This window comes from Streptomyces sp. NPDC090445, from assembly GCF_044769385.1.
Classification (GTDB): Bacteria; Actinomycetota; Actinomycetes; order Streptomycetales; family Streptomycetaceae; genus Streptomyces.
In genome coordinates this window covers 111,967-134,145 of record NZ_JBIVXV010000013.1, presented here as the reverse complement: position 1 = coordinate 134,145, position 22,179 = coordinate 111,967, and the positions used below count along the sequence as shown (strand labels likewise).

At 74.4% G+C, this 22,179-nt stretch carries 15 protein-coding genes and 1 pseudogene; 2 read left to right on the top strand and 14 right to left on the bottom strand.

What is annotated here, in order from left to right; all coding sequences use genetic code 11:
* Positions 1–505 precede the first annotated feature (505 nt).
* Positions 506–982 carry a hypothetical protein gene (locus ACIQUT_RS23855; protein ID WP_403565455.1) on the top strand — a complete coding sequence of 159 codons (477 nt, stop codon included), beginning with the start codon at positions 506–508 and terminating at the stop codon, positions 980–982.
* A gap of 493 nt (positions 983–1,475) precedes the next feature.
* On the opposite strand, the gene ACIQUT_RS23850 is transcribed toward ACIQUT_RS23855, so the two are convergent.
* Complete coding sequence (locus ACIQUT_RS23850) at positions 1,476–2,258, bottom strand: hypothetical protein (protein ID WP_403565453.1); 783 nt, start codon at positions 2,256–2,258, stop codon at positions 1,476–1,478.
* Positions 2,259–2,380: 122 nt separating this feature from the next.
* Positions 2,381–3,052, bottom strand: a complete 672-nt coding sequence (locus tag ACIQUT_RS23845) for a DUF4097 family beta strand repeat-containing protein (protein WP_403565451.1) — start codon at positions 3,050–3,052, stop codon at positions 2,381–2,383.
* A 216-nt stretch (positions 3,053–3,268) separates the two neighbouring features.
* On the opposite strand from ACIQUT_RS23845, the pseudogene ACIQUT_RS23840 reads away from it, so the two are divergent.
* Positions 3,269–3,547, top strand: a pseudogene (locus tag ACIQUT_RS23840) (MarR family transcriptional regulator); the annotation flags it as partial.
* Positions 3,548–3,559: 12 nt separating this feature from the next.
* Here the strand turns inward: ACIQUT_RS23840 and ACIQUT_RS23835 are convergent.
* The 12 genes from ACIQUT_RS23835 to ACIQUT_RS23780 all read right to left on the bottom strand — a co-directional run bounded on the left by ACIQUT_RS23835 (position 3,560) and on the right by ACIQUT_RS23780 (position 22,163).
* Positions 3,560–4,093, bottom strand: coding sequence for a hypothetical protein (locus ACIQUT_RS23835; RefSeq protein WP_403565449.1), 534 nt, complete (start codon positions 4,091–4,093; stop codon positions 3,560–3,562).
* A gap of 123 nt (positions 4,094–4,216) precedes the next feature.
* Positions 4,217–5,443, bottom strand: coding sequence for a methionine adenosyltransferase (metK, locus tag ACIQUT_RS23830; RefSeq protein WP_403565448.1), 1,227 nt, complete (start codon positions 5,441–5,443; stop codon positions 4,217–4,219).
* A gap of 27 nt (positions 5,444–5,470) precedes the next feature.
* A complete protein-coding gene (locus tag ACIQUT_RS23825; protein WP_403565446.1) occupies positions 5,471–6,028 on the bottom strand; it encodes an NADPH-dependent FMN reductase in 558 nt (185 codons plus the stop codon).
* 13 nt (positions 6,029–6,041) lie between these two features.
* Positions 6,042–6,968: an LLM class flavin-dependent oxidoreductase gene (locus ACIQUT_RS23820; protein WP_403565445.1), complete on the bottom strand. Its 927-nt coding sequence runs from the start codon at positions 6,966–6,968 to the stop codon at positions 6,042–6,044.
* A complete protein-coding gene (locus ACIQUT_RS23815; RefSeq protein WP_403565444.1) occupies positions 6,965–8,260 on the bottom strand; it encodes an LLM class flavin-dependent oxidoreductase in 1,296 nt (431 codons plus the stop codon). Before ACIQUT_RS23815 ends, ACIQUT_RS23820 begins: the two co-directional genes overlap by 4 nt.
* Before the next feature lie 30 nt (positions 8,261–8,290).
* Positions 8,291–15,598, bottom strand: a complete 7,308-nt coding sequence (locus tag ACIQUT_RS23810) for an amino acid adenylation domain-containing protein (RefSeq protein ID WP_403565442.1) — start codon at positions 15,596–15,598, stop codon at positions 8,291–8,293.
* A 382-nt stretch (positions 15,599–15,980) separates the two neighbouring features.
* Positions 15,981–17,342 carry a PLP-dependent aminotransferase family protein gene (locus ACIQUT_RS23805; RefSeq protein WP_403565440.1) on the bottom strand — a complete coding sequence of 454 codons (1,362 nt, stop codon included), beginning with the start codon at positions 17,340–17,342 and terminating at the stop codon, positions 15,981–15,983.
* On the bottom strand, positions 17,339–17,557 hold the full coding sequence (locus tag ACIQUT_RS23800; RefSeq protein ID WP_218783205.1) for an MbtH family protein: 219 nt from the start codon (positions 17,555–17,557) through the stop codon (positions 17,339–17,341). The genes ACIQUT_RS23805 and ACIQUT_RS23800 overlap by 4 nt, the downstream gene beginning before the upstream one ends.
* Before the next feature lie 367 nt (positions 17,558–17,924).
* Positions 17,925–18,707, bottom strand: a complete 783-nt coding sequence (locus ACIQUT_RS23795; protein WP_403565439.1) for a thioesterase II family protein — start codon at positions 18,705–18,707, stop codon at positions 17,925–17,927.
* Positions 18,704–19,690: an alpha-ketoacid dehydrogenase subunit beta gene (locus ACIQUT_RS23790; RefSeq protein ID WP_403565438.1), complete on the bottom strand. Its 987-nt coding sequence runs from the start codon at positions 19,688–19,690 to the stop codon at positions 18,704–18,706. The genes ACIQUT_RS23795 and ACIQUT_RS23790 overlap by 4 nt, the downstream gene beginning before the upstream one ends.
* Positions 19,690–20,769 (bottom strand): pyruvate dehydrogenase (acetyl-transferring) E1 component subunit alpha, encoded by a 1,080-nt coding sequence (gene pdhA, locus ACIQUT_RS23785; protein WP_403565436.1) that lies wholly within the window; start codon positions 20,767–20,769, stop codon positions 19,690–19,692. The genes ACIQUT_RS23790 and pdhA overlap by 1 nt, the downstream gene beginning before the upstream one ends.
* The gene (locus tag ACIQUT_RS23780) at positions 20,766–22,163 is read right to left on the bottom strand and encodes an enoyl-CoA hydratase/isomerase family protein (protein ID WP_403565434.1); all 1,398 of its coding nucleotides are present in this window, start codon (positions 22,161–22,163) and stop codon (positions 20,766–20,768) included. The genes pdhA and ACIQUT_RS23780 overlap by 4 nt, the downstream gene beginning before the upstream one ends.
* Between the last annotated feature and the right edge of the window lie 16 nt (positions 22,164–22,179).

The following is a 22,179-nucleotide window of genomic DNA, read 5'->3' as shown; positions in this document are numbered from 1 at the left end:
GGTCAGCGCGTTGGCGCTGCGGCTTGCGCCGACGGCGCGGCGAAACGCCGCCCCGGACGCCAGGAGGGCGACGAGCGCGAAGCGGACGCGCTTTCGATCCGATCCTGCGGTCTCTCCTTACGCGGCCCGCCCCGGCGCAATGGGCCGGTCAGCGCTCGCGAGCAGCACCCCTCTTCTCTTCCCCGGCGGCCCGGAGCTGCTGAAGGTCGAGGACGGACACGACGTCAGCAGGGGCAGGACTCCGGGCCGTGAAGCGCGGTCCGGCCGACAGCGCGAGCCGTTCCCGGCACCCGGTCCCGAGCCGTGGGCACAAGCCGCGGACCCCTGACCATGATTGCGGACAGTAGTCAAACCGTCCCTCCCGGCAGTCGAGATGCCCGCTTGACCCCGCTTCGACGTACCCCGGTGACGCGTCACCTCACGGGGCGTGATTGGATCTTGGGTGTCGTTCCCTCGCCGGAGGGAAGACGAGAACAGCAAGGCCGAAAGATGGAGTACGGGGAACATGCGCAAGACGGTTACCGGACTGGCACTGCTCGCTGCAGTGGCGCTGCTGACCGGCTGCGGAAGTGACGGCAAAAAGGATGGTGGTGGGAAGGCGGACGGCGCGGGCGCCACGGGTTCGGTGTCCCAGGGCGCTTCGCCCGTGGCCAAGGAGCCTGCCGCCGCAAAGGGGAGCGGCAACGCGACCCACGAAGTGACGTTGGAGGTTTCCGGGCAGGGCAAGGTCCCGCTCATGTACAACGCCGAGACGAGCGGCTCCGAGCAGCAGGCGGTGCTGCCGTGGACGAAGACGGAGACCGTCAAGCTCATCGGCGCGGAACAGAAGGCCGGGCGTCTGGTGACGGTCGTCCCCGGGTCGGTTCAGGGCGCTGATGGGATGCTGCAGCAGGCCGCGTGCGTCATCAAGGTCGACGGCAAGCAGGTCGCCGACAACGACGGCGGAAAGAACCCGAAGGGCTGCCTGTACCGGCTCAAGTAGCGGCGTTCCCGCGCCGCCCGGACCTTCCCGGCCGGGAGGCCGTCGCCGTCCCGGACGGCGCCGGCCTCCCGGCGCCGTCCGCAGTGCCTCCGGGCGCGCGCGGGCGGCGGGTTGGCCGGGTGGCCGGTCGGCCGGTCGGCCGGGCCGGTTTTACGTTCGCGCGGGGGCCGGTGAAGTGCCGCGTCAGCGGCCTTCACCGGCCCCCGCGGACGTGGTGGTGGAGAGGGAACGGGCGGCCCTCACCCAAATGCCGCAGGGTGTCCGCCTGTTTGCACCCCTCCCCAAGACGGCGAGAATGCGCTGGTCCGGGTCGCAGCCGGCGCCTCCCCGCCGGCCGACGCCCCAGGGGCGTTCCGGGCAGTGCGTGCGCACGAGGTGTTCGGCTGCGGCTACCACGGCGCCGGCCGTCGCTGCGGTCCTGGTGCGGAGTGATGGGGTCGGCGAAGTGGTGCTCGGCTGTCGGCGGTCCGGGGGAGGGCGGGAGCGTTGCCGGTCAGCTGCCGGTCGGCGCGGCGAACTTCTCGGCGGGTCCGAAGTCGGCGAAGACGGCCTTGTTGACGGCCTTCACGCCGCGCATGTCGAAGCGCTGCTCGAAGCGGACGGTGCGGCCCTGGCTGTCGATCCACTGGTCGCAGTCGAAGCCGGTGACGCCTTTGGCCTTCATGGAGGCGTACGTGCGCGGGTCGGCGGAGGCGATCTGCTCCAGGTCGAGGTGTCCCGAGAGGTGGTAGGTGGCGACGCCGCCCTGGTCCTCCATGCCCTTGCGCGCGGCGGGGCCGGCGGCGAGCAGCAGTTTCGCGTACGCCTCGTAGCTGACCAGGCTGCCGCCCTGGGTGCGGGGACGCTTCGTCCACTGGGCGCCTTCCACGTCGAGGCCGCGGAAGTAGTCGGTGTCCTCCGTCGTGACCGATTCGATCGTGGCGGCCGGGGACTTCATCTCCACGCGTCCCGTGAAGAGGCCGTTGAGGTTGGCCCGGCCGCTCATGGTCAACGCGGGTACGCCGTTTGCCTCGTTGGTGATCTTGATGCTCGCCGCGTAGGGCTTCTGCCCGGCAGCGGCGAGGGCGTTCTCGGGGTCGAACGCCTTGTCCGCGGGCACGGCGGGTGCCGGGGTCGCCGAAGCGGCCCCTGCCGGGCCGGTCGGGGACGCCGGAGCCGCCCTGCTGCCGGAGCCGCTGTCGCAGCCGGCCAGCAGGATCACGGCGCAGGCTGTGGCGGCGAGGGCGCGGACGGTGCCGCGAGGGGGTGAGGGGAGAGGGCCGGTGCTGGTGTTCATTGTGATGAGCATTTCACGAACACGGGCCGGCCTCGCACGCGTTTTCCGGGTGCCGTAGGAGGTGCGGTGTCCACCTCCCACGGGCTTGCCGGTCGGTCTCCGGGGCGACCGGCGCGGGCTGTTCACAGGGTGCGGGCGGTGATGTCGCCGTAGGAGGTGGTCGCGTGGATGCTCAGGCCGGCGGCGGCGCCGTCGGTGTTCACCAGCGCGTTGTGGATCCGGCCGTAGGCGGTGCCCGCGTCCAGGGAGGCGGAGACGCCGCGGGCGGCGCCCACCGAGATCCCGCCGTGCTCGGTGCGCAGCGTGACCGTGCCGCGCACGGCCTCGGCGATGTGGATGTCGCCCTTCTGGGTACTGACCTCCGCCGGGCCGTTCAGGCGGCCGACCGAGACGTCGCCGGCCTGGAGGGTGAGGCGGGCGGCGGCGGTCTCGTCGAGCTTGACCGAGCCCTGCGCGCTCTCGAAGACGACGTCGCCGAGCCGTCCGACGCCGCGGAGTTCGGCGGCGGCCGTCTTCGCCTCGATACGGGAGTCGGCGGGCAGCTGGACGGTGACCTCGACCGATCCGGAAGAGCCGAGGATCCGGTTCTTCGCCGGTGCGGCCTCGATCCGCAGGACGCCGTCGGCGTAGGCGACCCCGGTCTGCTCCGCCGCCTTCACGTCCGCGCTCTTGGAGGCGCTGGCCGGCAGGACCTCGACCGCGGTGTCCGCCCGGTCGGCGGCGATGAACCGGATGCGTCCCGCGGGGATGTCGAGGACGACCGAGACCGGGGCGGGGGTGGCGAACTTCTGCATGGTGGTTTCTCCTGCACTCGTTGTTTCCGTCGTTCTTTCTGACAGTGGAAACGCTACGTTGCGTTTATGGAGTCGACAATCGTGTCGTTGCGCTTGATTTGCATCAATGCAGGTCAGAGGCATTAGATCGTTGCAGTGGACTGCCATTTAACGCAACGAGCGGGAGGTGGTGCATTGCAATGGATTGAGAGTGAATGCTATGGTGGGGGTACCGGGGAGCGCCGCCGGGACCGCTACGTCGTCGACGGCGACGTCTGGTACCAATCCATGATCGCCAGTGCCCAGGCCACCACCCGGCTCGCCCACACCGCGCAGGAGGGCGTCCATGTCCTCGGCCCCGGCACCCCCGCCGCCACCCGCCTCGAATACATCGCCCGCTTCGTCGACTTCGTCTCCGGGAGCATCACGCGCGCCGCCGAACAAGCCCGCGAGGTCCTCCACACCTCGTCCAGCGGGCGTCTTCCCGATCACGGCGATCCCCGTGAGGGCGGGTGACGTGCCGCGGTGTCAGTCCTCGGGCAGGGCGGGCGGGGGCGGGATGCGGGACAGGAGTTCGCGGGCGATCCGGGTCAGCTGTGCGGTGGTCCCGTCCGGGGACCGCTGCGGACCGCCGTGCTCCCAGTGCGCCGCCACCGCGTCGATGAGAGGGTTCAGCTCCTCGCACCGCCCGTAGGGCTCGGCCACGTTGTAGAAGATGAGCGCGATGCCCTCCCCGGGGTCCAGCCGGCCGCCGACGATCTCGGAAGCCCACCAGCGGGCAAGCGCCAGCCGGCCCTCCCAGTAGTCCTCGGGCGGGTGGAAGCCGAACCCGAGCTCGTCCATCACCCGGCCGAACAGCGCCGATGCCTGGTCGCGCTCGCCGCGGTTCAGCGCGGCGAGGTGCAGCAGTGACGGTGTGTCGACACCGGCGCACAGGGCGCGCAGGGCAGCCTCGATCAGAAGGTCGGGGTCGCCGTGCCACCCGTCGACCCATGAGTGGGCGATCTCCCGCAGTTCCTGCACCGCCTCGGCCACCGTTGCAGGTGTATCCCCCGTCGGCATGACGGAATGCTGTCATGCGCCGTCGGGGGCAGGGAACCGGGTATCGCGTCCCCGCAGCCGTCCGCCACGGGCAGGCTCGCGGTGCGGGCTTGCCCGTGGCGGACGGGTTGCGGGGGCGGCGGGTCAGGCGAGGCCGGCGGCGGTGCGCAGGGCGTCGACGCGGTCGGTGCGCTCCCAGGTGAAGTCCTGGTCCTGGCGGCCGAAGTGGCCGTAGGCGGCGGTACGGGCGTAGATCGGGCGGAGCAGGTCGAGGTCGCGGATGATCGCGGCCGGGCGGAGGTCGAACACCTCGGTGATGGCCTGGCTGATGCGGTCGACGGAGGTCGTCTCGGTGCCGAAGGTCTCGACGAAGAGGCCGACGGGCTCGGCCTTGCCGATGGCGTACGCGACCTGCACCTCGCAGCGGGAGGCGAGGCCGGCGGCGACCACGTTCTTGGCGACCCAGCGCATCGCGTACGCGGCGGAGCGGTCGACCTTCGACGGGTCCTTGCCGGAGAAGGCGCCGCCGCCGTGGCGGGCCATGCCGCCGTACGTGTCGATGATGATCTTGCGGCCGGTCAGGCCGGCGTCGCCCATGGGGCCGCCGATCTCGAAGCGTCCGGTCGGGTTGACCAGCAGGCGGTAGCCGTCGGTGTCCAGCTTGATGCCGTCCTCGGCGAGCTCCTTGAGGACGTGCTCGACGACGAACTCGCGGATGTCGGGCGTGAGCAGCGAGTCCAGGTCGATGTCGGAGGCGTGCTGGGAGGAGACCACGACCGTGTCGAGGCGGACCGCGCGGTTGCCGTCGTACTCGATGGTGACCTGGGTCTTGCCGTCGGGACGCAGGTACGGGATGGTGCCGTTCTTGCGGACCTCGGTCAGGCGGCGGGAGAGCCGGTGGGCGAGGTGGATCGGGAGCGGCATCAGCTCGGGCGTCTCGTCGCACGCGTAGCCGAACATCAGGCCCTGGTCGCCGGCGCCCTGCCGGTCGAGGTGGTCGGCCTCTTCGGCTGCGGCGGTGTCCTCGACTCGGTGTTCGAGCGCGGTGTCGACGCCCTGCGCGATGTCCGGGGACTGTGCGCCGATGGACACCGACACGCCGCAGGAGGCGCCGTCGAAGCCCTTCTTCGAGGAGTCGTAGCCGATCTCGAGGATCTTGTTGCGGACGAGCTGCGCGATCGGCGCGTACGCCTTGGTGGTGACCTCGCCGGCCACGTGGACGAGGCCGGTGGTGATCAGTGTCTCCACGGCCACGCGGGAGGCCGGGTCCTCCGCCAGGAGGGCGTCCAGGATGGTGTCGCTGATCTGGTCGGCGATCTTGTCGGGGTGGCCCTCGGTGACGGACTCCGAGGTGAACAGGCGGCGGGACATGTTTCTCCAGGGTGCGGGTTGGCGGGGTCAGAGGGCGGCCGGGGCCAGCATGCGGGCGCCGAGCAGCAGTTCGCCGACGGCGCGGTCGATGCGGGCGGCCAGCTGCGGCGGCGGCTCGGCGGCGGCGGTCAGTTCCGAGCGCTGCGCGATGACCTGGGTGGGCACGGCCCAGCCCCCCAGGGAACGGACGACGGCGCGCAGGTGGTCGCAGGCGGCCGAGCCCGGGTGGAGGGTGCCGCCGGTGGCGGCCAGCAGCACCGGCTTGTCGCGCAGCGCCGCGCGCGGCGCGTGGTCGAGCAGGTTCTTCAGGGCGCCGGAGTAGCTGCCGTGCTGGACCGGCGTGACCAGGACGACGGCCCGGGCGTCCGCGAGGCGGTCGGCCAGGTGGCGGACGCCGGGGTCCCGGGCGAGGGCGCCGCCGGTGTAGGCGTCGGCGTCCAGGCCCGGGAGCCGCAGCAGGCTCCGGTCCAGGTCGGATACGACGGAGTCGAGGTCGCGCAGTTCGATCCGGCGGCGGATGAGTCCGGCCAGGCGGGCGGAGGTGGACGCCGCCGCCGTGCTGCCGGTCAGGATGAGCGTCTCCATGGGGGCCGCTCCGTCAGGACGCCGCGGCGGCGGGGCGGCCGGCCGGGTGGGCGAGGCCGAGGCGGTCGCGCAGTGTCGTGCCGGTGGTGGACGGGGCGCGGAGCAGGCCGCGGCGGCGCAGCTCTTCGGCGGTGGTGGTGAGGAACGGGTCGTCGGGTGCGGTGAGCGGGACGACGAACCCGTCGGCGAGCTGCGCGGTGCACCATTCGGCGATCTCGTCGGCTCCGGCGCCCGCGGGCAGGGTGAAGGCGACCTTGACGGCGTCCGCGTCGCGGCCGGCGTCGAGGGCGTCCTGCCGGACGCGGGCGCGGATCCGGCCGGCCTCGGCCGGGTCGCCGGTCTCCAGCAGGAGGAGGTCCGCGCCGGCGGCGAGCGCGGGGTCGGTGACGGCGGTCACCGGGTGGCCCTGGGGCGGGCGGGCGACGTTCAGCGGGCCGGCGACCGTGTAGTGCTCGCCGGTGTGGTCGAGCCGGTGGAGGCCGTCGAGCCGCCAGTAGACGCCCCCGGCGCGGTCGTGGACGAAGGCGTCGGCGTCGAAGCTCTCCCACAGGCCCTTGACGACGTGGAGGTACTCGGCCGCGGCGGCGGTGCCCGGGCCGGTGCCGGTCGCGCACCAGCCGGCCCGGCCGTGGCTGAGGTGGTCCAGGGACGCGGTGATCCGGGCCAGGTGGTAGGGCGCGAGGTCGCCGGGCGGGGTGGCCGGCAGCAGGCCGATGTGCTCGGTGGCGGCGGCCAGGGCCGCGGCGGCGGTGGTGCCCTCGAAGGCGGCCGGTGCCTCGGCGGTGCCGTCGCCGAGCAGCAGGGCGTCGAGGCCGGCGCGCTCGGCGGCGTACGCGAGGGCCTTGAGGCCGCGCAGGTCCAGCGGGGCCCCGCCCGCGGTGCGGGGGGCGACGGACGCGACGAGCAGCGGGGCGGGGGCGGTGTTCTGGCCGGAGGTCACGCGGCACCTGCCTTCTGGGAGCGTACGGGGAGGTCCAGGCCGAGGTTCTCGCGCAGGGTGGTGCCCTCGTAGGCGGTCCGGTACAGGCCGCGGCGCTGGAGTTCGGGGACGACGTGGTCGACGAAGGCGTCGGCCGAGCCGGGGAGGTACGGGAAGTCGATGTTGAAGCCGTCCGCGCCGCCCTGGGTGAACCACGACTCCATGTGGTCGGCGATCTGCTCGGGCGTGCCGGCGATCACGTCGCCCATCAGGCGCAGGGCGAGGCCGCGGATCGACAGGTTCTCGCGGCGGGCGAGGCCGATCAGACGCTCGGTGGTGCTCTGCGACTGGTTGGTGTACGGGATGTCGGGGACGGGTCCGTCGACGGGGTGGCCGGTCAGGTCGAAGCCGAGGAAGTCCTGCAGGGTGCGCAGGGCGACGTGGTCGGGCACCAGGTCCTGGAGTTCGGCGAGGATGGCGCGGGCCTCGGCCTCGGTGCCGGCGATGATCGGGGCGAGGGTCGGCCAGACCAGGACCTTCTGCGGGTCGCGGCCGTGCCGGGCGACCCGGGCCTTGAGGTCGGTGTAGAAGTCCTGGGCGTCGGCGAGCCGGTTGTGGCGGGTGAAGATGACCTCGGCGTGGCGGGCCGCGAACTCCCGGCCGACCGGGGAGGACCCGGCCTGGATGATGACGGGCCGGCCCTGCGGCGGGCGGGCCACGTCGAGCGGCCCGGTGACGTCGAAGTGTTCGCCGCGGTGGTGGACGGGGGTGCCCGGCAGGCCGTCGCGGATGTCGGCGCCGGCGTCCCACAGCTGCTTGACGACGTCGATGAACTCCTCGGCGCGCTCGTAGCGCCGGCCGTGCTCCAGGTGGTCGGCGCGGCCGAAGTTCACGGACTCCCAGGGCGCGGCGGAGGTCACGACGTTCCACGCGGCGCGGCCGCCGCTCAGGTGGTCGAGCGAGGCGTAGCGGCGGGCGATGTGGTGCGGCTCGTTGTAGGTGGTGGTGGCGGTGGCGGCCAGGCCGATGTGCTCGGTGGCGGCCGCGTAGGCGGCGAGCAGCGTCAGCGGCTCGAAGTGCTCGGCGCGCGAGGTGTGGCACAGCGAGTCCAGGTGGGTGCCCCACACGGCGACGATGTCCGCGATGAACACGGCGTCGAACAGGCCGCGTTCCAGGGTTCGCGCGTTGCGGACGTGGAAGTCGAGGTCGAGTTGGGCGTCGGCCTGGGTGGCGGGATGGCGCCAGGCGGCGACGTGGCCGCCGGGGCCGTCGATGATGCCGGCGAGGGTGATCCGCCTGCGGGGTCGGGACATGGGTGTGGGCTCCTTGGGGCCGGGGTTCGGTCAGGTCCTGGCGGCGGACGCCAGGATGCGGGCGAGGACGCGCACGTTGTCGCCGGTCAGCATGGTCACGTGGTTGCCGGGCACGATCCGGATGGCGAGGTCCTCGCAGTGGTCCTCCCAGCCGAGGCCCGGGCGGCCGTGGAAGCGGTCCGACTCGTCGTAGTCGGTGCCGCGGCCGAAGCCGGTGTCGCCGGCCCGCAGGACCGCGACGGGCCCGTGGTACGGCAGGGGCCGGTACCGCTGGACGGCTTCGACGCTGTCGGTCATCAGGGCGACCGGGTCGCCGCCGCCGTCGCCGCGGACCCAGTCGGCGATCTGGGCGAGTTCGGCGAGGTAGGCGTCGGCGTCGGCGGGCTCGTCGGTGCTGCTGCCCTGCGCCGGGCCGTCGGCGGGCCGCGCCTCGGCGCCCGCGTCGGTGCTGGTGCCGGTACCGGCGTCGGTTCCGGCCCCGGTGTCCGCACCGGTGTCCGCGCGGTTCTCGGCGACGGCGCGCAGCCGGGAGACGAACGAGCCCTCGGCCTCGGCGTCGGTGACCACGCCGTCGGGGGCGCCGGCGTCGATCATCACGACCAGGGGCGGCTGCCAGCCGTCGGCGGCGATCCGCTGGGCGATCTCGTAGGCGATGACTCCGCCTCCGGAGAAGCCGCCGAGCACCACCCGCTGTCCGCTCTCCAGGACGGGAAGCAGCGCCTCCCGGTAGATCCCGGCGAGCTGTTCCGTCGTCAGGTGCTCCGGCTCGGCCTGGTCGACGCGCGGGTCGCGGATGCCGGTGAGGGCCTCGGGGCCCGGGTAGCTCTGGGCGAGCTGGGCGTAGCAGGCGACCTGCCCGCCCGGGGGGTGGACCAGGTAGAGGGTTCCGGCGTCCGGGTCGGCGGCCTCGCGCAGCGGTACGAGCACGCCCCGCTCGCCGCCGTCCGGGCCGTCGGCCAGCAGCCGGGCCAGGGCCCCGGCGGTGGGGTGTGCGAGCAGGTCGTCCAGGCGCAGGGTGCGGCCGGTGCGTTCGGCGATCTCGCGCAGCAGCTTCATGGCGAGCAGCGAGTGGCCGCCGGCCTCGAAGAAGTGGTCGCCGGGTGCGACGTCGCCGGTGCCGAGGACGGCCTGCCAGGCGTCGCGCAGGAGCTGGGTGTCGGGGCCCTCGGGCCAGGAGGCGCCGTCGCCGCCGTCGCGGTCCCGGTCGGGACGGTCGGCCATCGCGGGCAGGGCGTCGTCGGGCAGGGTCTCCAGGAGGTCGGCGACGGTGGTGAGGTCGTCGCCGGTCACGGGGAGGTCGCGCAGCAGCCGGGCGCACAGCTCGACCAGGGTGGCGGCGTCGGCGTCGGCCAGGCGGGACCGGTCGTGGACGGCGGCCAGCACGAGGCTGCCGTCCGTGTCGCGGTAGGCGAGCAGGGCGACCGGGAAGGCGGTCTCCGAACCGGCGGCGTCGGGGAGTTCGACCCGGATGCCCTGGGCGGCGAGGTCGTCCTCCAGGCCGTCCTGGGAGCGCGGGTAGTTCTCCAGGACGAGGAGGCTCTCGACGAGCTTCTCGCCGGCTCCGCGGCCGCTCCACTCGTGGATCTGGCCGGTGGACACCCACTCGTAGGAGGCCATGTCCAGGGCCTGGTCGCGCAGGGTGGCGAGGAGGCCGGGGACGGTCGCCGCGGGGTCGACCTCGATGGTCATGGGCAGGGAGTTCATGAGCAGGCCGGGGAGGCGTTCGACGCCGTCGAGCGGGATGCCGCGTCCGGAGACGGTCACTCCGAAGCCGACCCGGACCGGTCCGGCGGCGCCGCAGGCGCGGCTGAGCAGCAGGGCCCAGGCGGTGTTGAGCGCGCTGCTCTCGGTGGCGGCGTGGGAGGCCGCCCAGCGGCGCAGGCGGTCGGCCTCGGCCGGCGTCAGCCGGGTCTGGGCGCGGCCGGAGCCCTGCTGCCCGGTCGGTTCGCCCGGCAGGGCGGGGCGTACGGCGAGCGGTCCCGCGGGGACGGCTGCGGACCAGTACTCGCGGGCCGGGGCGGTGTCCTGGGCGTGCAGCCAGCGCGAGTAGTCGCGGATGTCGGGACGGCGCGTGCCGGTTTCGGGCAGGGTGCCGCCGGCCAGGTAGGCGCGGTAGAACTGCTGGATCAGCAGGGAGACGCTCCAGCCGTCCAGCAGGACGTGGTGGAAGGTCAGCAGGACGCGGGTGGACGCGGTTTCGGTGTCGCCGGGGGCGGCCTCGTCGAAGAGGGTGGCGCGCAGCAGGCCGGGGCGGCGCAGGTCGAAGCCGCGCAGCCGGTCGCGTTCGAGCAGGTCGTCCCAGTCGTCGCTGCCGTGGGCGAGGCGGACGACCTCGGGGCGGGCCTCGTCGTGGAGGACGAGCCGCGGTTCGGCCTGCCAGTCGAAGGCGGTGCGCAGGACGGCCTCGCGTGCGAAGACCGCCTCCCAGGCCGCGGTGAAGCGGTCGGTGTCCAGGGGCCCGTGCCAGCGCCAGTGGAGCTGTTCGACGTAGCGGCCGGTGCCCTGGTGGGCCAGGGCGTCGAGGAGCAGGCCGTGCTGCTGGGCGGTGACCGGGACGCTCTCGCGCTGCGGTCCGGCCGGGGTCGTGCGGCCGGTGCGGGCGGGCCGGGCGGGCCGGGCAGCCTGGCCGGGGGCGGTGATCTCGCCGGCGAGGACGGTGTCGGGATCGGCGCCGGCGAGGGTGGCGAGGACCCAGCGCATCTGGGCGACCAGTGCCTCGACTGCGTCCTCGTCGACGCCGTCGGCGGGGCTGGGGACCCAGGTCAGGCCCATCCGCAGGCGGCCGTCGTGGACGATGCCGTAGACCTCGATGCCGTAGACGCGCTCGCAGCGCGCCGAGTGCTCCCGGGGGATCGGGCGGCCCGACATGCGGAACCGGCCGGCGGGGCTGAGCTGGTCGGCCTGGCCGTAGTAGTTGAAGCAGACCAAGGCGGGCGGCAGGGCGCGCAGGGCGTCGCGGACTTCCTGCCTGGGCTCGTACTCGCGGCAGGCGCCGAAGCCGACGCCGCCCTGCGGTACGGCGGCCAGGACGCGGCCGGCCTCGGTGACGAACTCCTCGGGGTGGCGGGCGCGTTCGGCGCTGATCAGCACGGGGTGGATGGCCGTGAACCAGCCGACGGTGCGGAACAGGTCGTCGCGGCCGTGGCGGCCGTGCGTCTCGACGTCGAACGTGACCGTGGAGGTGCCGCGCCACCGGGCGAGGGCCTGGGCGAACGCGCCGGTCATCGTCTCGTGCACGGACAGGCCGAGGCGGCGCGGCAGCGGGCCGATCAGCTGCTGGGTGGCGTCGGCGTCGAGGGAGAACTCGATGCGGCGGATCTGCTGCTCGTCGGGGGCCGGGGTGGTCAGCAGCAGGGTACGGGCGGCCTTGCGCTCCTCGGCCAGGGCCAGCCAGTGGTCGGCCTCGCCCGGGCGGGCGGCGACGGCGGGCAGGCCGTCGACCCACTGGCCGTACGAGCAGGCCTCGGCGGGCAGGGCGGGCAGGGCGCCGTCGGCGAGGGCGTCCAGGGCGTGTTCCAGGTCCTCCAGGAGGATGCGCCAGGACACGCCGTCGACGACCAGGTGGTGGACGGCGATCAGCAGCAGCCCGGTGCCGTCGCGCCGGTCGCGGGCGAGGACGGCCCGCACGTGGATGCCGTCCAGCGGGGCGAGGCTCTCCTCGGCTTCTTCGAGGACCCGGTCGAGCTCGTCCTCGCCGCCGAACTCCCGCTCCCACAGCACCTCGCGGGGCGGGTAGGCGGCGAACGGGGCCGCGTCGGCCATCCGGCCGTCGCCGGTGGCGCCGTCGTGCTCGAAGCGGGCGCTGAGCGCGGGGTGTGCGGCCACCACGGCCTGGAGGGCGAGGCGCAGCGCGGAGGCGTCGAGCGGGCGGTTGAGCTCCAGCAGGACGGACTGGTTCCACTGGTGGAGGTCGGTCCTGATGTGGCGGAAGAACCACGACTGGACGGGGGCGAGCGGGCGTCCGCCGGCCGGGCCGGCGGCCGCAGGCGCGGCGGCGGCCGCCGCGGTGGGGCCCTGCGGCACGCCGGAGTCGAGATGGGCGGCGAGATCGGCGAGCACCGGGTGCTTGTAGATCTCGCGCATCGTCAGGGTGTAGCCCTCGCGCCGCATCCGGGAGACCAGCTGCATGGCGAGGATGGAGTCACCGCCGTCCTCGAAGAACTGGCTGCTGTCCTCGGTGGCCCCGAGCAGGTCGGCCCAGACGGCCCGGAGCTTGGGCAGCACGGCCGGCCGCGCCGGCATGGCGGGGGCGGATGCCGTCGCGGCAGGGGCGGATGCCGTCGGGGCGGCATCGGTGGGGGCGGCGGTCGGCGCGGCACCGGCGGAGGCGGAGGCGGTCGGCGCGGTGGTGTCGGCGGGCGCGGTGGCGGCCTGCGCTTCGGCGGTCGGTGCTTCGGCGGCCTGCGCTTCGGACGGCCCGGCCGTGGCGGCGAGCCGGGCCAGCTCCCGGCGGTCGGTCTTCCCGTTGGCCAGCAGCGGGATCCGGGACACGGGCGTGATCCGCACCGGCACCATGTGCGAGGGCAGCGCCCGGCTCACGTCCCGGCGCACCACCGCGGCGTCCAGGCCCTGCGGCACCACGTACGCGGTGATCTGCAGGCTGCCCGCGGCGTGCCGGGCGACCTGGACGGTGGCGTCCTCGACGCCCTCGACGGCCATCAGCGCGGCGCGCACCTCGCCGAGTTCGACCCGGTTGCCGTTGATCTTCACCTGGTCGTCGAACCGCCCGAGGTGGGTGAGGGATCCGTCCGGGAGCAGCCTGACGAGGTCGCCGGTGCGGTAGACCCGTCCGGGGCGGCCGTCGCCGAGGTCGAGGGTGCGGTAGCGGTCGGCGGTGCGCTCGGGATCGCCGAGGTAGCCGTCGGAGACCGTCCCGCCGCCGATCCACAGCTCGCCCGGGGCGCCCGGCGGCAGCAGCCGCTGCCCGTCGTCGAGGACGTGGCAGCGGATGTTGTCGAAGGGCACGCCGATCGGCACCTCGCCGCGGCCGGTCCACGAGCCCGCGTCGCCGCGCGGCCAGGAGAAGACGGTCGAGTACGAGGTCTCGGTCGGGCCGTACGCGTTGTGCAGGCGGGCCGGGTGGACCGCCTCGAAGGCGCGGCGCAGCTCGTTGGGCAGCGACTCGCCGGTGCTGACCACGGTGCGCAGGCTGCGGTTGGCGGGGAAGCCCTCGGCCTCCAGCAGCAGCCGCAGCTGGGAGGGGACCAGGTGGAGCAGGGTGACCCGGTGCCGGTCGAGGGTCCGGGCGAGCAGGTCGGGGTCGCGTTCGGCGTCCGGCGGGGCGATGACCAGCCGGGCGCCGGCGACCAGCGCGACCAGCATCTCGTGGGCGCTGACGTCGAAGGTGAACGGCGCCTTCAGCAGCATGGCGTCGTCGGGGCCGATGCCGAAGTGGCGGATCGCGGCGAGGACGTCGGTGACCAGCGCCCGGTGGCTGAGCTGCACGCCCTTGGGCAGGCCGGTGGACCCGGAGGTGTAGAGGACGTGCAGGGCGCTGTCGGCGGTGGGGGCGCCCTGCGGCACGGAGGACGGGCCGGCGGTGAGCGTGTCCAGGCGGACCGGTGCGGGGCCGGGCGGGCAGGCCTGCTCGGTGTCGGCGGTGACCAGCACCGTCCGCATGCCGCTGCTGTCCACGATGTGGCGCCGGCGGGCCTCGGGGTGGGCCGGGTCGACCGGGACGTACGCGGCGCCGATCCGGAGCACGGCGAGCATGGCGGCGACCGCCTCGTCGGTGCGCGGCAGCATGGTGCCGACCCGGTCGCCGGCGCCGATCCCGCGGCCGGCCAGGGCCTCCGCGTAGGCGTCGATGCGGTCGCCGAGCTCGCGGTAGGTCCAGGCGCGGTCGCCGGACTCGACGGCGACGCGGTCGGGCTGCTGCTCGGTGCGGCGGCGCAGCAGGGTGTCGATGTCGGTGTCGGGGATGGGGTGGTCGGTGGCGTTGAGCAGGTCGAGGGTGGCGCGGGCGGCCGGGCCGATGCCCTCCAGGTCGGTGACCGGGCGCTCGGGCTCGCGGACGATCTCCCGGGCGAGGGTGGTGACGTGCTCGGCGAAGGCCTCGGCGGTGCCGGCCTCGATGCGGGAGGCGTCGTACTTGAGGCGGCCGCGGACCCGGCCCTCGCCCTCGTACAGTTCGAGGGTGAGCAGGCCGAGGCCCGGCGAGGGGACGTCCTGGCGCCAGCGGGCGCGCAGGCCGCCGGGCAGTTCGACGCCCTCGGTGGCGGCCGCGGAGGAGTCGGCCCAGCTGTGCAGGACGAAGGTGCAGTTGAAGACCTGCGGGTCGGCCGGGTCGGTGCCGGGGATGAGGCGGGCGATCTTGGGGAACGGCAGCCGGGAGTGGTCGACGGCGCGGGCGAGTTCGGTCTGCACGCGGGCCACGAAGCCGGCCGCGGTCAGGCCGGCCTGCTCGGGGGAGCGGACGAGCAGGGTCCGGACGAAGTAGCCGACGGTGCGCTCGAACCGCAGGTCGTTGCGGACGCCCAGCGGGACGGCCACGGTCGGGGCGGACTGGCGGGCGTACGTCCCGAGCGCCTTGAGGTAGGCGGCGAGCAGCACGGCCGCGGGGCCGGCCCGGTGGGTGCGGGAGAAGCGGCCGATCTCGGCGGACAGGCCGGCGTCCAGTTCGACCGGCACGCTGCGGCCGACGGGCGTGTCGCCGCGGCCGGGGATGTCCAGGGGGAAGTCGACGTCGACGTCGGCCCCGTCCAGGCGGTCGCGCCAGTACTCCTGGAGGGCGGTGGTGTCCGTGTCGTCGGCGCGCCGGGCGCGGTCGGCGACGTAGTCCGCGAAGTCGGCCGGGGCTTCGCCGGGGACCTCGCCCTCCCGGTAGGCGGTGAGGAGGTCGGCGAGCAGGATGGCGGTGGACTCGCCGTCCACGACGAGGTGGTGGACGACGAGCAGCAGGGTGTGGTGCTCGGCGCCGTGGCGCAGCAGCAGGGCCCGCAGGACGCCGTCCCGTTCCAGGTCCAGTTCGTGGCGGGCGACGGCCAGCAGCGCGGCGGCATCGGCGCCGTCGGCGGTGGGGGCGACGGTGCTGCGCTCCAGGCGCGGGGTGCGGCCGGGGCGGATCTCCAGCTCGGGGAGGCCGTCGGCGTCGTCCACGACGCGGGCGGAGAGCAGGGGATGGCGGGTCGTCAGGGTGGCGAGCGCCCGTTCCAAGGCGGCGGGGTCGAGGGGTCCGCGCAGGTCGAGCGCCAGCGGCACGTTGTACGGGGATGCGGCGGGGTCGGCGCGGTGCTGGAGCAGCAGGCCGAGCTGCTCCTCGGTCAGGGAGGTCCGGCGGGTGCCGTCCGCCGCCGCCCGCGTCCCGGTCAGCACGCCTGCGGAGGGGTCATGGGTCATCTGAGGTCTCTCCTGGATCGGATCAGGGCGTGGGACGGCGGGCGGTTCGCCTCCACCGGCTGTACGCACACCTCCGCAGCGCGGCTGCCGCTTCCTCGGGGGCAGCGTCGTACTCCGGGCATGCCGGGTCACCGCTGTGACGTGCGGTCACGAGTCTGCCGGGGGCCGTCGACACGGCGCTGACAGTGCTGACGGGGGCCGGGGCGGCACGGAGGGCGGCGGCAGCGTGTGACGGCAGCGGGTGGCGGCGGAGTGCTGCGGCGGAGTGCTGCGGCGGAGTGCTGCGGCGGAGTGCTGCGGCGGAGTGCGGAGTGCACCGGCGAGGGCGTGGGAAAGGGGCCCGCCCCGACGGGGGTGCGGGGCGGGCCCGGAGGAGGATGGATCAGTGGGTGCGGTCGGCGACGAACGCGGCGAGCCGGTCGAGGCCGGTGTCGATCTCGGCCGGTGTCAGCACGCTGAACGACAGCCGCAGCTGCTCGGTGCCGCCGGTGCCGGCGTAGAAGTGGTGCATCGGCGTCCACAGCACGCCGAAGCGGCGCGCCGAGTCGTCGAGGGCCGCGTCGTCCGCGCGGAAGGGGACGGTGACCACGGCGAACAGCCCGCCGGCGGGGGTGTTCCAGCGGACGCCGTGCGCCGGGTCGCCGAACCGCCGGGCGAGGCCGTCGAGCAGGGCGTGCCGGTTGCGCCGGTAGACCTCCGCCGCGGGTGCGCTGGCCCGTTCCATGCTGCACCCGTGCTCCAGCAGCAGTCCGCCGATGGCGGCCTGCGCGACGGAGGAGGTGTTGAGCGTCAGCATGCTCTTGAGCTTGGCCAGCTGGTCGGCGAGGACGCCGCCCTCCCGGACGGGCTGGTCGGCGATGACGTAGCCGATCCGGGCGCCGGGGAAGGCGGTCTTGGCGAACGAGCCGAAGTAGACCACCCGGGCCCCGCGGTCCAGCGACTTGAGGGTGGGCCGGCGCGGTACGCCGTCGTGGAACATCGAGTACGGGTTGTCCTCCAGCAGGAGGATGTTCTCGCGCTCGGCGATCCGCAGCAGGCGCTCCCGGTCGGCGACCGGCATGGCGGCGCCGCCGGGGTTGGCGAAGTCGGGGATCACGTAGCAGGCGCGCGGGTTGAGGCCGGCGGCGCGGGCCCGGCGGATCTGGTCCTCCAGGTCGTCGGGGTCGAGGCCGCCGGGGCCCTCCCGGACCAGCCGGACCGGCATCTCGACCAGCCGGGCGGCGCCGGTGAAGCCGACGTACGTCGGGGCGGCGGCGAACACGACGTCCCGCGGATCGCGCCGCAGCGCGCGCAGCACCAGGACCATCGCCTCCTGGCAGCCGGTGGTGACCACGACCGAGGCCGGGTCCACCGTCAGCTGCTCGTCGACCGCGAGATGGCGGGCGATCAGGTCGTTGATGATGCCCTTGGTGTGGCCGTACTGGAACAGGGCCCGGGTCACCTGGTCGGGGTCGAGGCCCTGCCCGGCCAGGTGGCGGGTGTAGGTCTCCAGGTGGCGGTGGAGCGCGGCCACCTCGTAGCCGCCCTCGAAGGGGCGGCCCGCCGCGAACGACACCGCCTGCGGGTACCGGCCGGTGACCTCGTTGAGCAGGGTCATCGAGGTCAGTGCGGGGTCGGTCAGCGAGGCGTGGAGGTCGGCGGTGCTCAGGACTCCCCCGGCCGGCGCCGACGCCGACGCCGATGCCGGCGCCGGGGGACGCGGGGGGTCGAGGAGTCCGGCCGCCGGGCCGGGGGCGGGACTCACGCGGAGGCGCCGTTCATGGCGTCGACCAGGCTCTTGGGCCGCATGTCGGTCCACAGCCCGGCGATCCGGTCGAGCGCGTCCTGCCGGCCGGTGGCCTGGACGGCGACCGTCCAGCCGGCCGGGACCTCGGCGAACGACGGCCACAGGGAGTACTGGCCCTCGTGGTTGACGAGTACGAGATAGGTGGCCTCGGCGTCCTCGAAGGGGTTGGTCATGATGCTCCTCGGATGGGTCGACGGATCGGTGGACCGGGCTCCGGGCCGGCCGGGCCGTGCGAACAGGGTGGGGGGCGGGGCTGTCAGGGCGCTGACGCCGTTGATATGGCCGCGGTGGGTGGGCGCTCCGCGGGGTCCGGTTGTGACACCGCGGGCCGGTGGGGGGTGAGCGCGCAGTTCCCCGCGCCCCTGTGGGGTCGGTCGTCGTCTGCGGGCCAGTGGGGGCTGGGCGCGCAGTTCCCCGCGCCCCTACGGGGCCGCTGTCGGCTGCGGGCCCGTTGGGGCTGGGCGCGTGGTTCCCCGCGTCTCTATCGGGGCGGTGGGGGCTGGGCGCGGGGTTTCCCGCGCTCCTGTGGGGCGTGGGGCTTCACTGTGTTGCGGTGAGTCGGCGGTTGGTCAGGCCCGTCAGGACGTCGGTGATGACCGGGGTGGGGTCGGCGGTCGGGTGGAAGTGGTCGCCGGGGAAGGTGTGGTGGGTGGTTTCGGCGGTGGTTGCCAGCTGCCAGCCGGCGGCTTCGGCCTCGGTCAGCTCGGGGTCCTCCAGGCCCCGGTGGGTCGTCACCGGCGTCCGGAGGACCGCGCCGGGCGCGGACCGGTAGGTCTCGGCCAGGCGGTAGTCGGCCCGGGCCGTGCGCAGAACCAGGTCGCGCAGGTCCGGGTGTTCGAGTATTTCGGGCCGTACGCCGCCGAGGCGGTCGAGTTCGGCCAGTACGGCGCGGTCGTCGCCGAGGTGGACGGTGCCGGGGCGCACCAGGTGCGGTGCGGGCATGCCGGAGGCGGTCAGCCGGACCGCGGTGTGCCCGCGGGCCTCCAGCCGGCGGGCGGTCTCGAAGGCGACGAGGGCGCCCAGGCTGTGCCCGTAGAGGGCGAACGGCCGGTCCAGCAGGGGCAGTGCGGCCTCGCAGGCCCGGTCGGCGAGCCGGGCGAGGTCGTCGACCAGGGGTTCGAGGAGGCGGTCGGCGTGCCCGGGGTACTCGACCGCGTGGAGCTCCACGTGGTCGGGCAGGAGGGCGTGCCACTGGCGGAAGGCGGCGGAGGAGCCGCCGCCGTGCGGGAAGCACAGCAGCCGGATCCGGGCGGCCGGCCGGGGGCGCAGGCAGCGGAACCAGGTGGCGGTGGGCTCTGTGATCGTGCCGGGCTCGGTGATCATGCCGGGACCGCCTCCCATTCCAGGGACGCCACCGCGTCCAGGATCCGGTCCACGCCGGGCAGGTAGTGGCGCTCCAGCAGCGGCGCCGGGTACGGCACGTCGAATCCGGTGACGCGGCGCACGGGTGCCTCCAGGTGGTAGAAGCAGCGTTCGGTGATCCGGGCGGCGATCTCGGCGCCCGGGCCGGCGAAGCCGTGTGCCTCGTGGACGACGACGGCGCGGCCGGTGCGGCGCACGCTGGCGCAGACCGTCGCGTCGTCGAGCGGCATCAGGGTCCGCAGGTCGACGACTTCGAGGTCCCAGCCGTGTTCGGCGGCGGCTTCGGCGGCCTCCAGCGCGGTGGTGACGGCGGGGCCGTACGCGATGAGGGTGGCGTGGGTGCCGTGCCGTCTGATGACCGCCGAGCCGAGCGGGCCGGTGTCCACCGGCAGCCCGATGGCCTCCTTGTGCCAGTACAGCCGCTTGGGTTCGAGGAAGACCACGGGGTCGGGGGAGGCCACGGAGCGGCGCAGCAGCGAGTACGCGTCGGCCGCGGTCGCCGGGGTGACGACCGTCAGCCCGGGGGTGGCCATGTAGTAGATCTCGGAGGAGTCGCTGTGGTGCTCGACGGCGCCGATGCCGCCGCCGTACGGGATGCGGATGGTCAGCGGGAGGCCGATGGCGCCGCGGGTGCGGTTGCGCAGTTTGGCGACGTGGCTGACGAGCTGTTCGAAGGCGGGGTAGGCGAAGGCGTCGAACTGCATTTCGACGATCGGGCGGTAGCCGTACATCGCCATGCCGACGGCGGTGCCCAGGATGGCCGACTCGGCGAGCGGGGTGTCGAAGCAGCGCTCGTCGCCGAACTCGGCGGCCAGCCCGTCGGTGATCCGGAAGACGCCGCCGAGGGCGCCCACGTCCTCGCCGAACAGGATGGTCTTCGGGTCGGCGCGCATGGCGTCGCGCAGGGCGGTGTTGAGCGCCTTGGCCATGGTGGTCTCGGACATCAGTCCCCCTGTTCGGCCGCGGCCAGTTCGGCTGCCAGCCGGTCCGACTGTTCGCGCAGGTGGGGCGGGAGGTGGTGGTAGACGTGCCGGAACATCTGCATCGGGTCCCCCGTCGGCGGCTCGGAGAAGCGGGCGCTCAGTTCGGCGGCGAAGGCGTCGGCGGCGGCGGCGATCCCGTCGGCGGCGGCGCGGTCGAGCACCCCGGCGGCCAGCAGGTCCCGTTCGAGGCGGTCGACCGGGTCCTGCGCGGCCCAGGCGTCGGCCTCCCCGGCGGGGCGGTAGCGGGTGTCGTCGTCGGCGTTGGTGTGCGCGTCGATCCGGTAGGTGACCGCCTCGACCAGGGTCGGGCCGTGGCCGGCCCGGGCCCGTTCGGCGGCGTCGTGGACGGCCCGGTACACCTGGAGGACGTCGTTGCCGTCGATCCGCACGCCGGGCATGCCGTAGCCGGCGGCCTTGTCGGCCAGGGTGCGGGCCGCGGTCTGCTTGGCGAGCGGGACGCTGATCGCGTACTGGTTGTTCTGGACGAGGAAGACGACCGGGGCGCGGCGGACGGCGGCGTAGTTGAGCGCCTCGTGGAAGTCGCCCTCGCTCGTGGCGCCGTCGCCGATGTAGGCGAGCGCCACGACCGGGTCGCCGGCCATCCGGGCGGCGTCGGCCAGCCCGGCGGCGTGCAGGCACTGGGTCGCCAGCGGGGTGCACTGGGGGGCGGTGTGCTCGGCCGCCGGGTCGTATCCGCAGTGCTGGTCGCCCCGGAAGAGGGTGAGCACCTGCACCGGGTCGATCCCGCGGGTGAGCAGTGCGACGCTCTCCCGGTAGGTGGGGAACAGCCAGTCGGTGGGGCGGACGGCGAGCGCCGAGCCCACCTGGCAGGCCTCCTGGCCGCGGGAGGAGGGGTAGACGGCGAGCCGCCCCTGCCGGCTGAAGGCGGTGGCCTGCCGGTTGAAGGCGCGGCCGACCACCATGGCCCGGTACATGAGCAGCTGCCGGGCGGGCGGCACCCCGGCGGCGGCCGCATCGGCCGGGTCCGGGGCCGGGTCGGCGGCGGCCGGGTCGGCGGGGGCGGCTTCGAGTACGGTCACCCCTGGCCACCCCCGCTGCGGGCGCGGCGGCTGATCCAGGTCCGCTCCAGGTTGGCGATGAGGTCCGGGCTGTACAGCCGGTAGGACTGTTCGAGGGCGTAGGCGGCCATGTAGCGGCGGAAGAGGTCCAGCGGCTCCTCGCCGAGGGCCATCATGCGGCGGTTGGCGGCGACGGCGGGGTTGTCGAGGTGCTGGGCGGCCCGCTCGACGGCGGCGTCCATGGCGTCGGCCGGGGCGGTCTCGTCGACGAGCAGGGCCGCGTCCGGGTCGCCGGCGCGCAGCCGGTGGCCCCACAGGACGATCCGGCGGGCGGGCCGGCTTCCGGTCAGTGCGGTGAGCCGCAGGTTGGCGACGCCGGGGACGAGTCCCTCCTCCATGGCGGGCAGGCTGAACCACGAGTCGTCGGCGGCGACCACCCGGTCGAGGGTGGGCAGGATCTGCATGCCGCCGCCGATCGCGAAGGAGTCGACGGCGCCCACCCACGGCTTGTCGGCCTGCGGCCACCAGCGCTCGCCGCCCGCCTCGCCGTCCAGGCACAGGCCGCGGGCGAACTTGGCGATGTAGCCGATCTCGCGGCGCAGGAAGAAGCCGAGGAGGGAGATCTCGCCGTGGTAGAGGTGGGTGAGGTTGATGCCGGCGCTGAACACCCGTCGGCCGCGGTAGGCGGGGTGCGACATCGGGGCGCCGCGCAGGACGCCGACCCGGCTCGCCTCGTCGAGCAGCACCAGGTCGGTGCCGGTCTCCAGGGCGGCGACGGCGGCGTCGTCCTCGGCGTTGAGGTACGCGTCGTTGCACAGCTCCAGGTGGGCGATGCCGTCGCGGCGGGTGACGGTGGCGAGCTTCAGGTCGGCCCGGCCGGTGCGGCGGTACTCGGGGAGCGCGGCGAGGGCGTCGGGGGTGGGCCGCAGCATGGTGCACAGCAGGTGGGAGCCGGCCCGGGGGGAGTCGAGGACGGCGTGGAAGAAGATGCCGAGATCGATCTCCCAGCCTTCCTTGTCGCGCTGGGCGAGCCGGGCGTCGGCGGCCAGCAGGTCGCGGCCGGGCACCAGCCCGGGGTAGCGGTCGGCGGCCAGCTCGGCGAGCCGGTCCAGGCGGTGGTGGCGGGTGTGGCCGTCCGTCAGCTCGGTGTAGACGTGTTCGGCGTGGCGGGCGAGGAAGTCCCGGCGCAGGGTGCGGGCGCGCCGGTGGAGGGTGTCGGCGGTGCGCTGCTGCTGCTCGGTCCGCTCGGGCCGGGGCGGCAGTTCGGTGATGCGGGCCGTGAGCGTGCGCAGCAGGCCGGTGGCCGTGTCGCGGTCGGCGGCGAAGTCGCCGGTCAGGGCGGTGTCGGCGGCGTACGGGGTGTGCGGGTCGGCGGTCGTGCCGGGCGCGGCGCCGGCGATGAGGGTGGAAGGCAAGGGGGTCTCCGTTCGG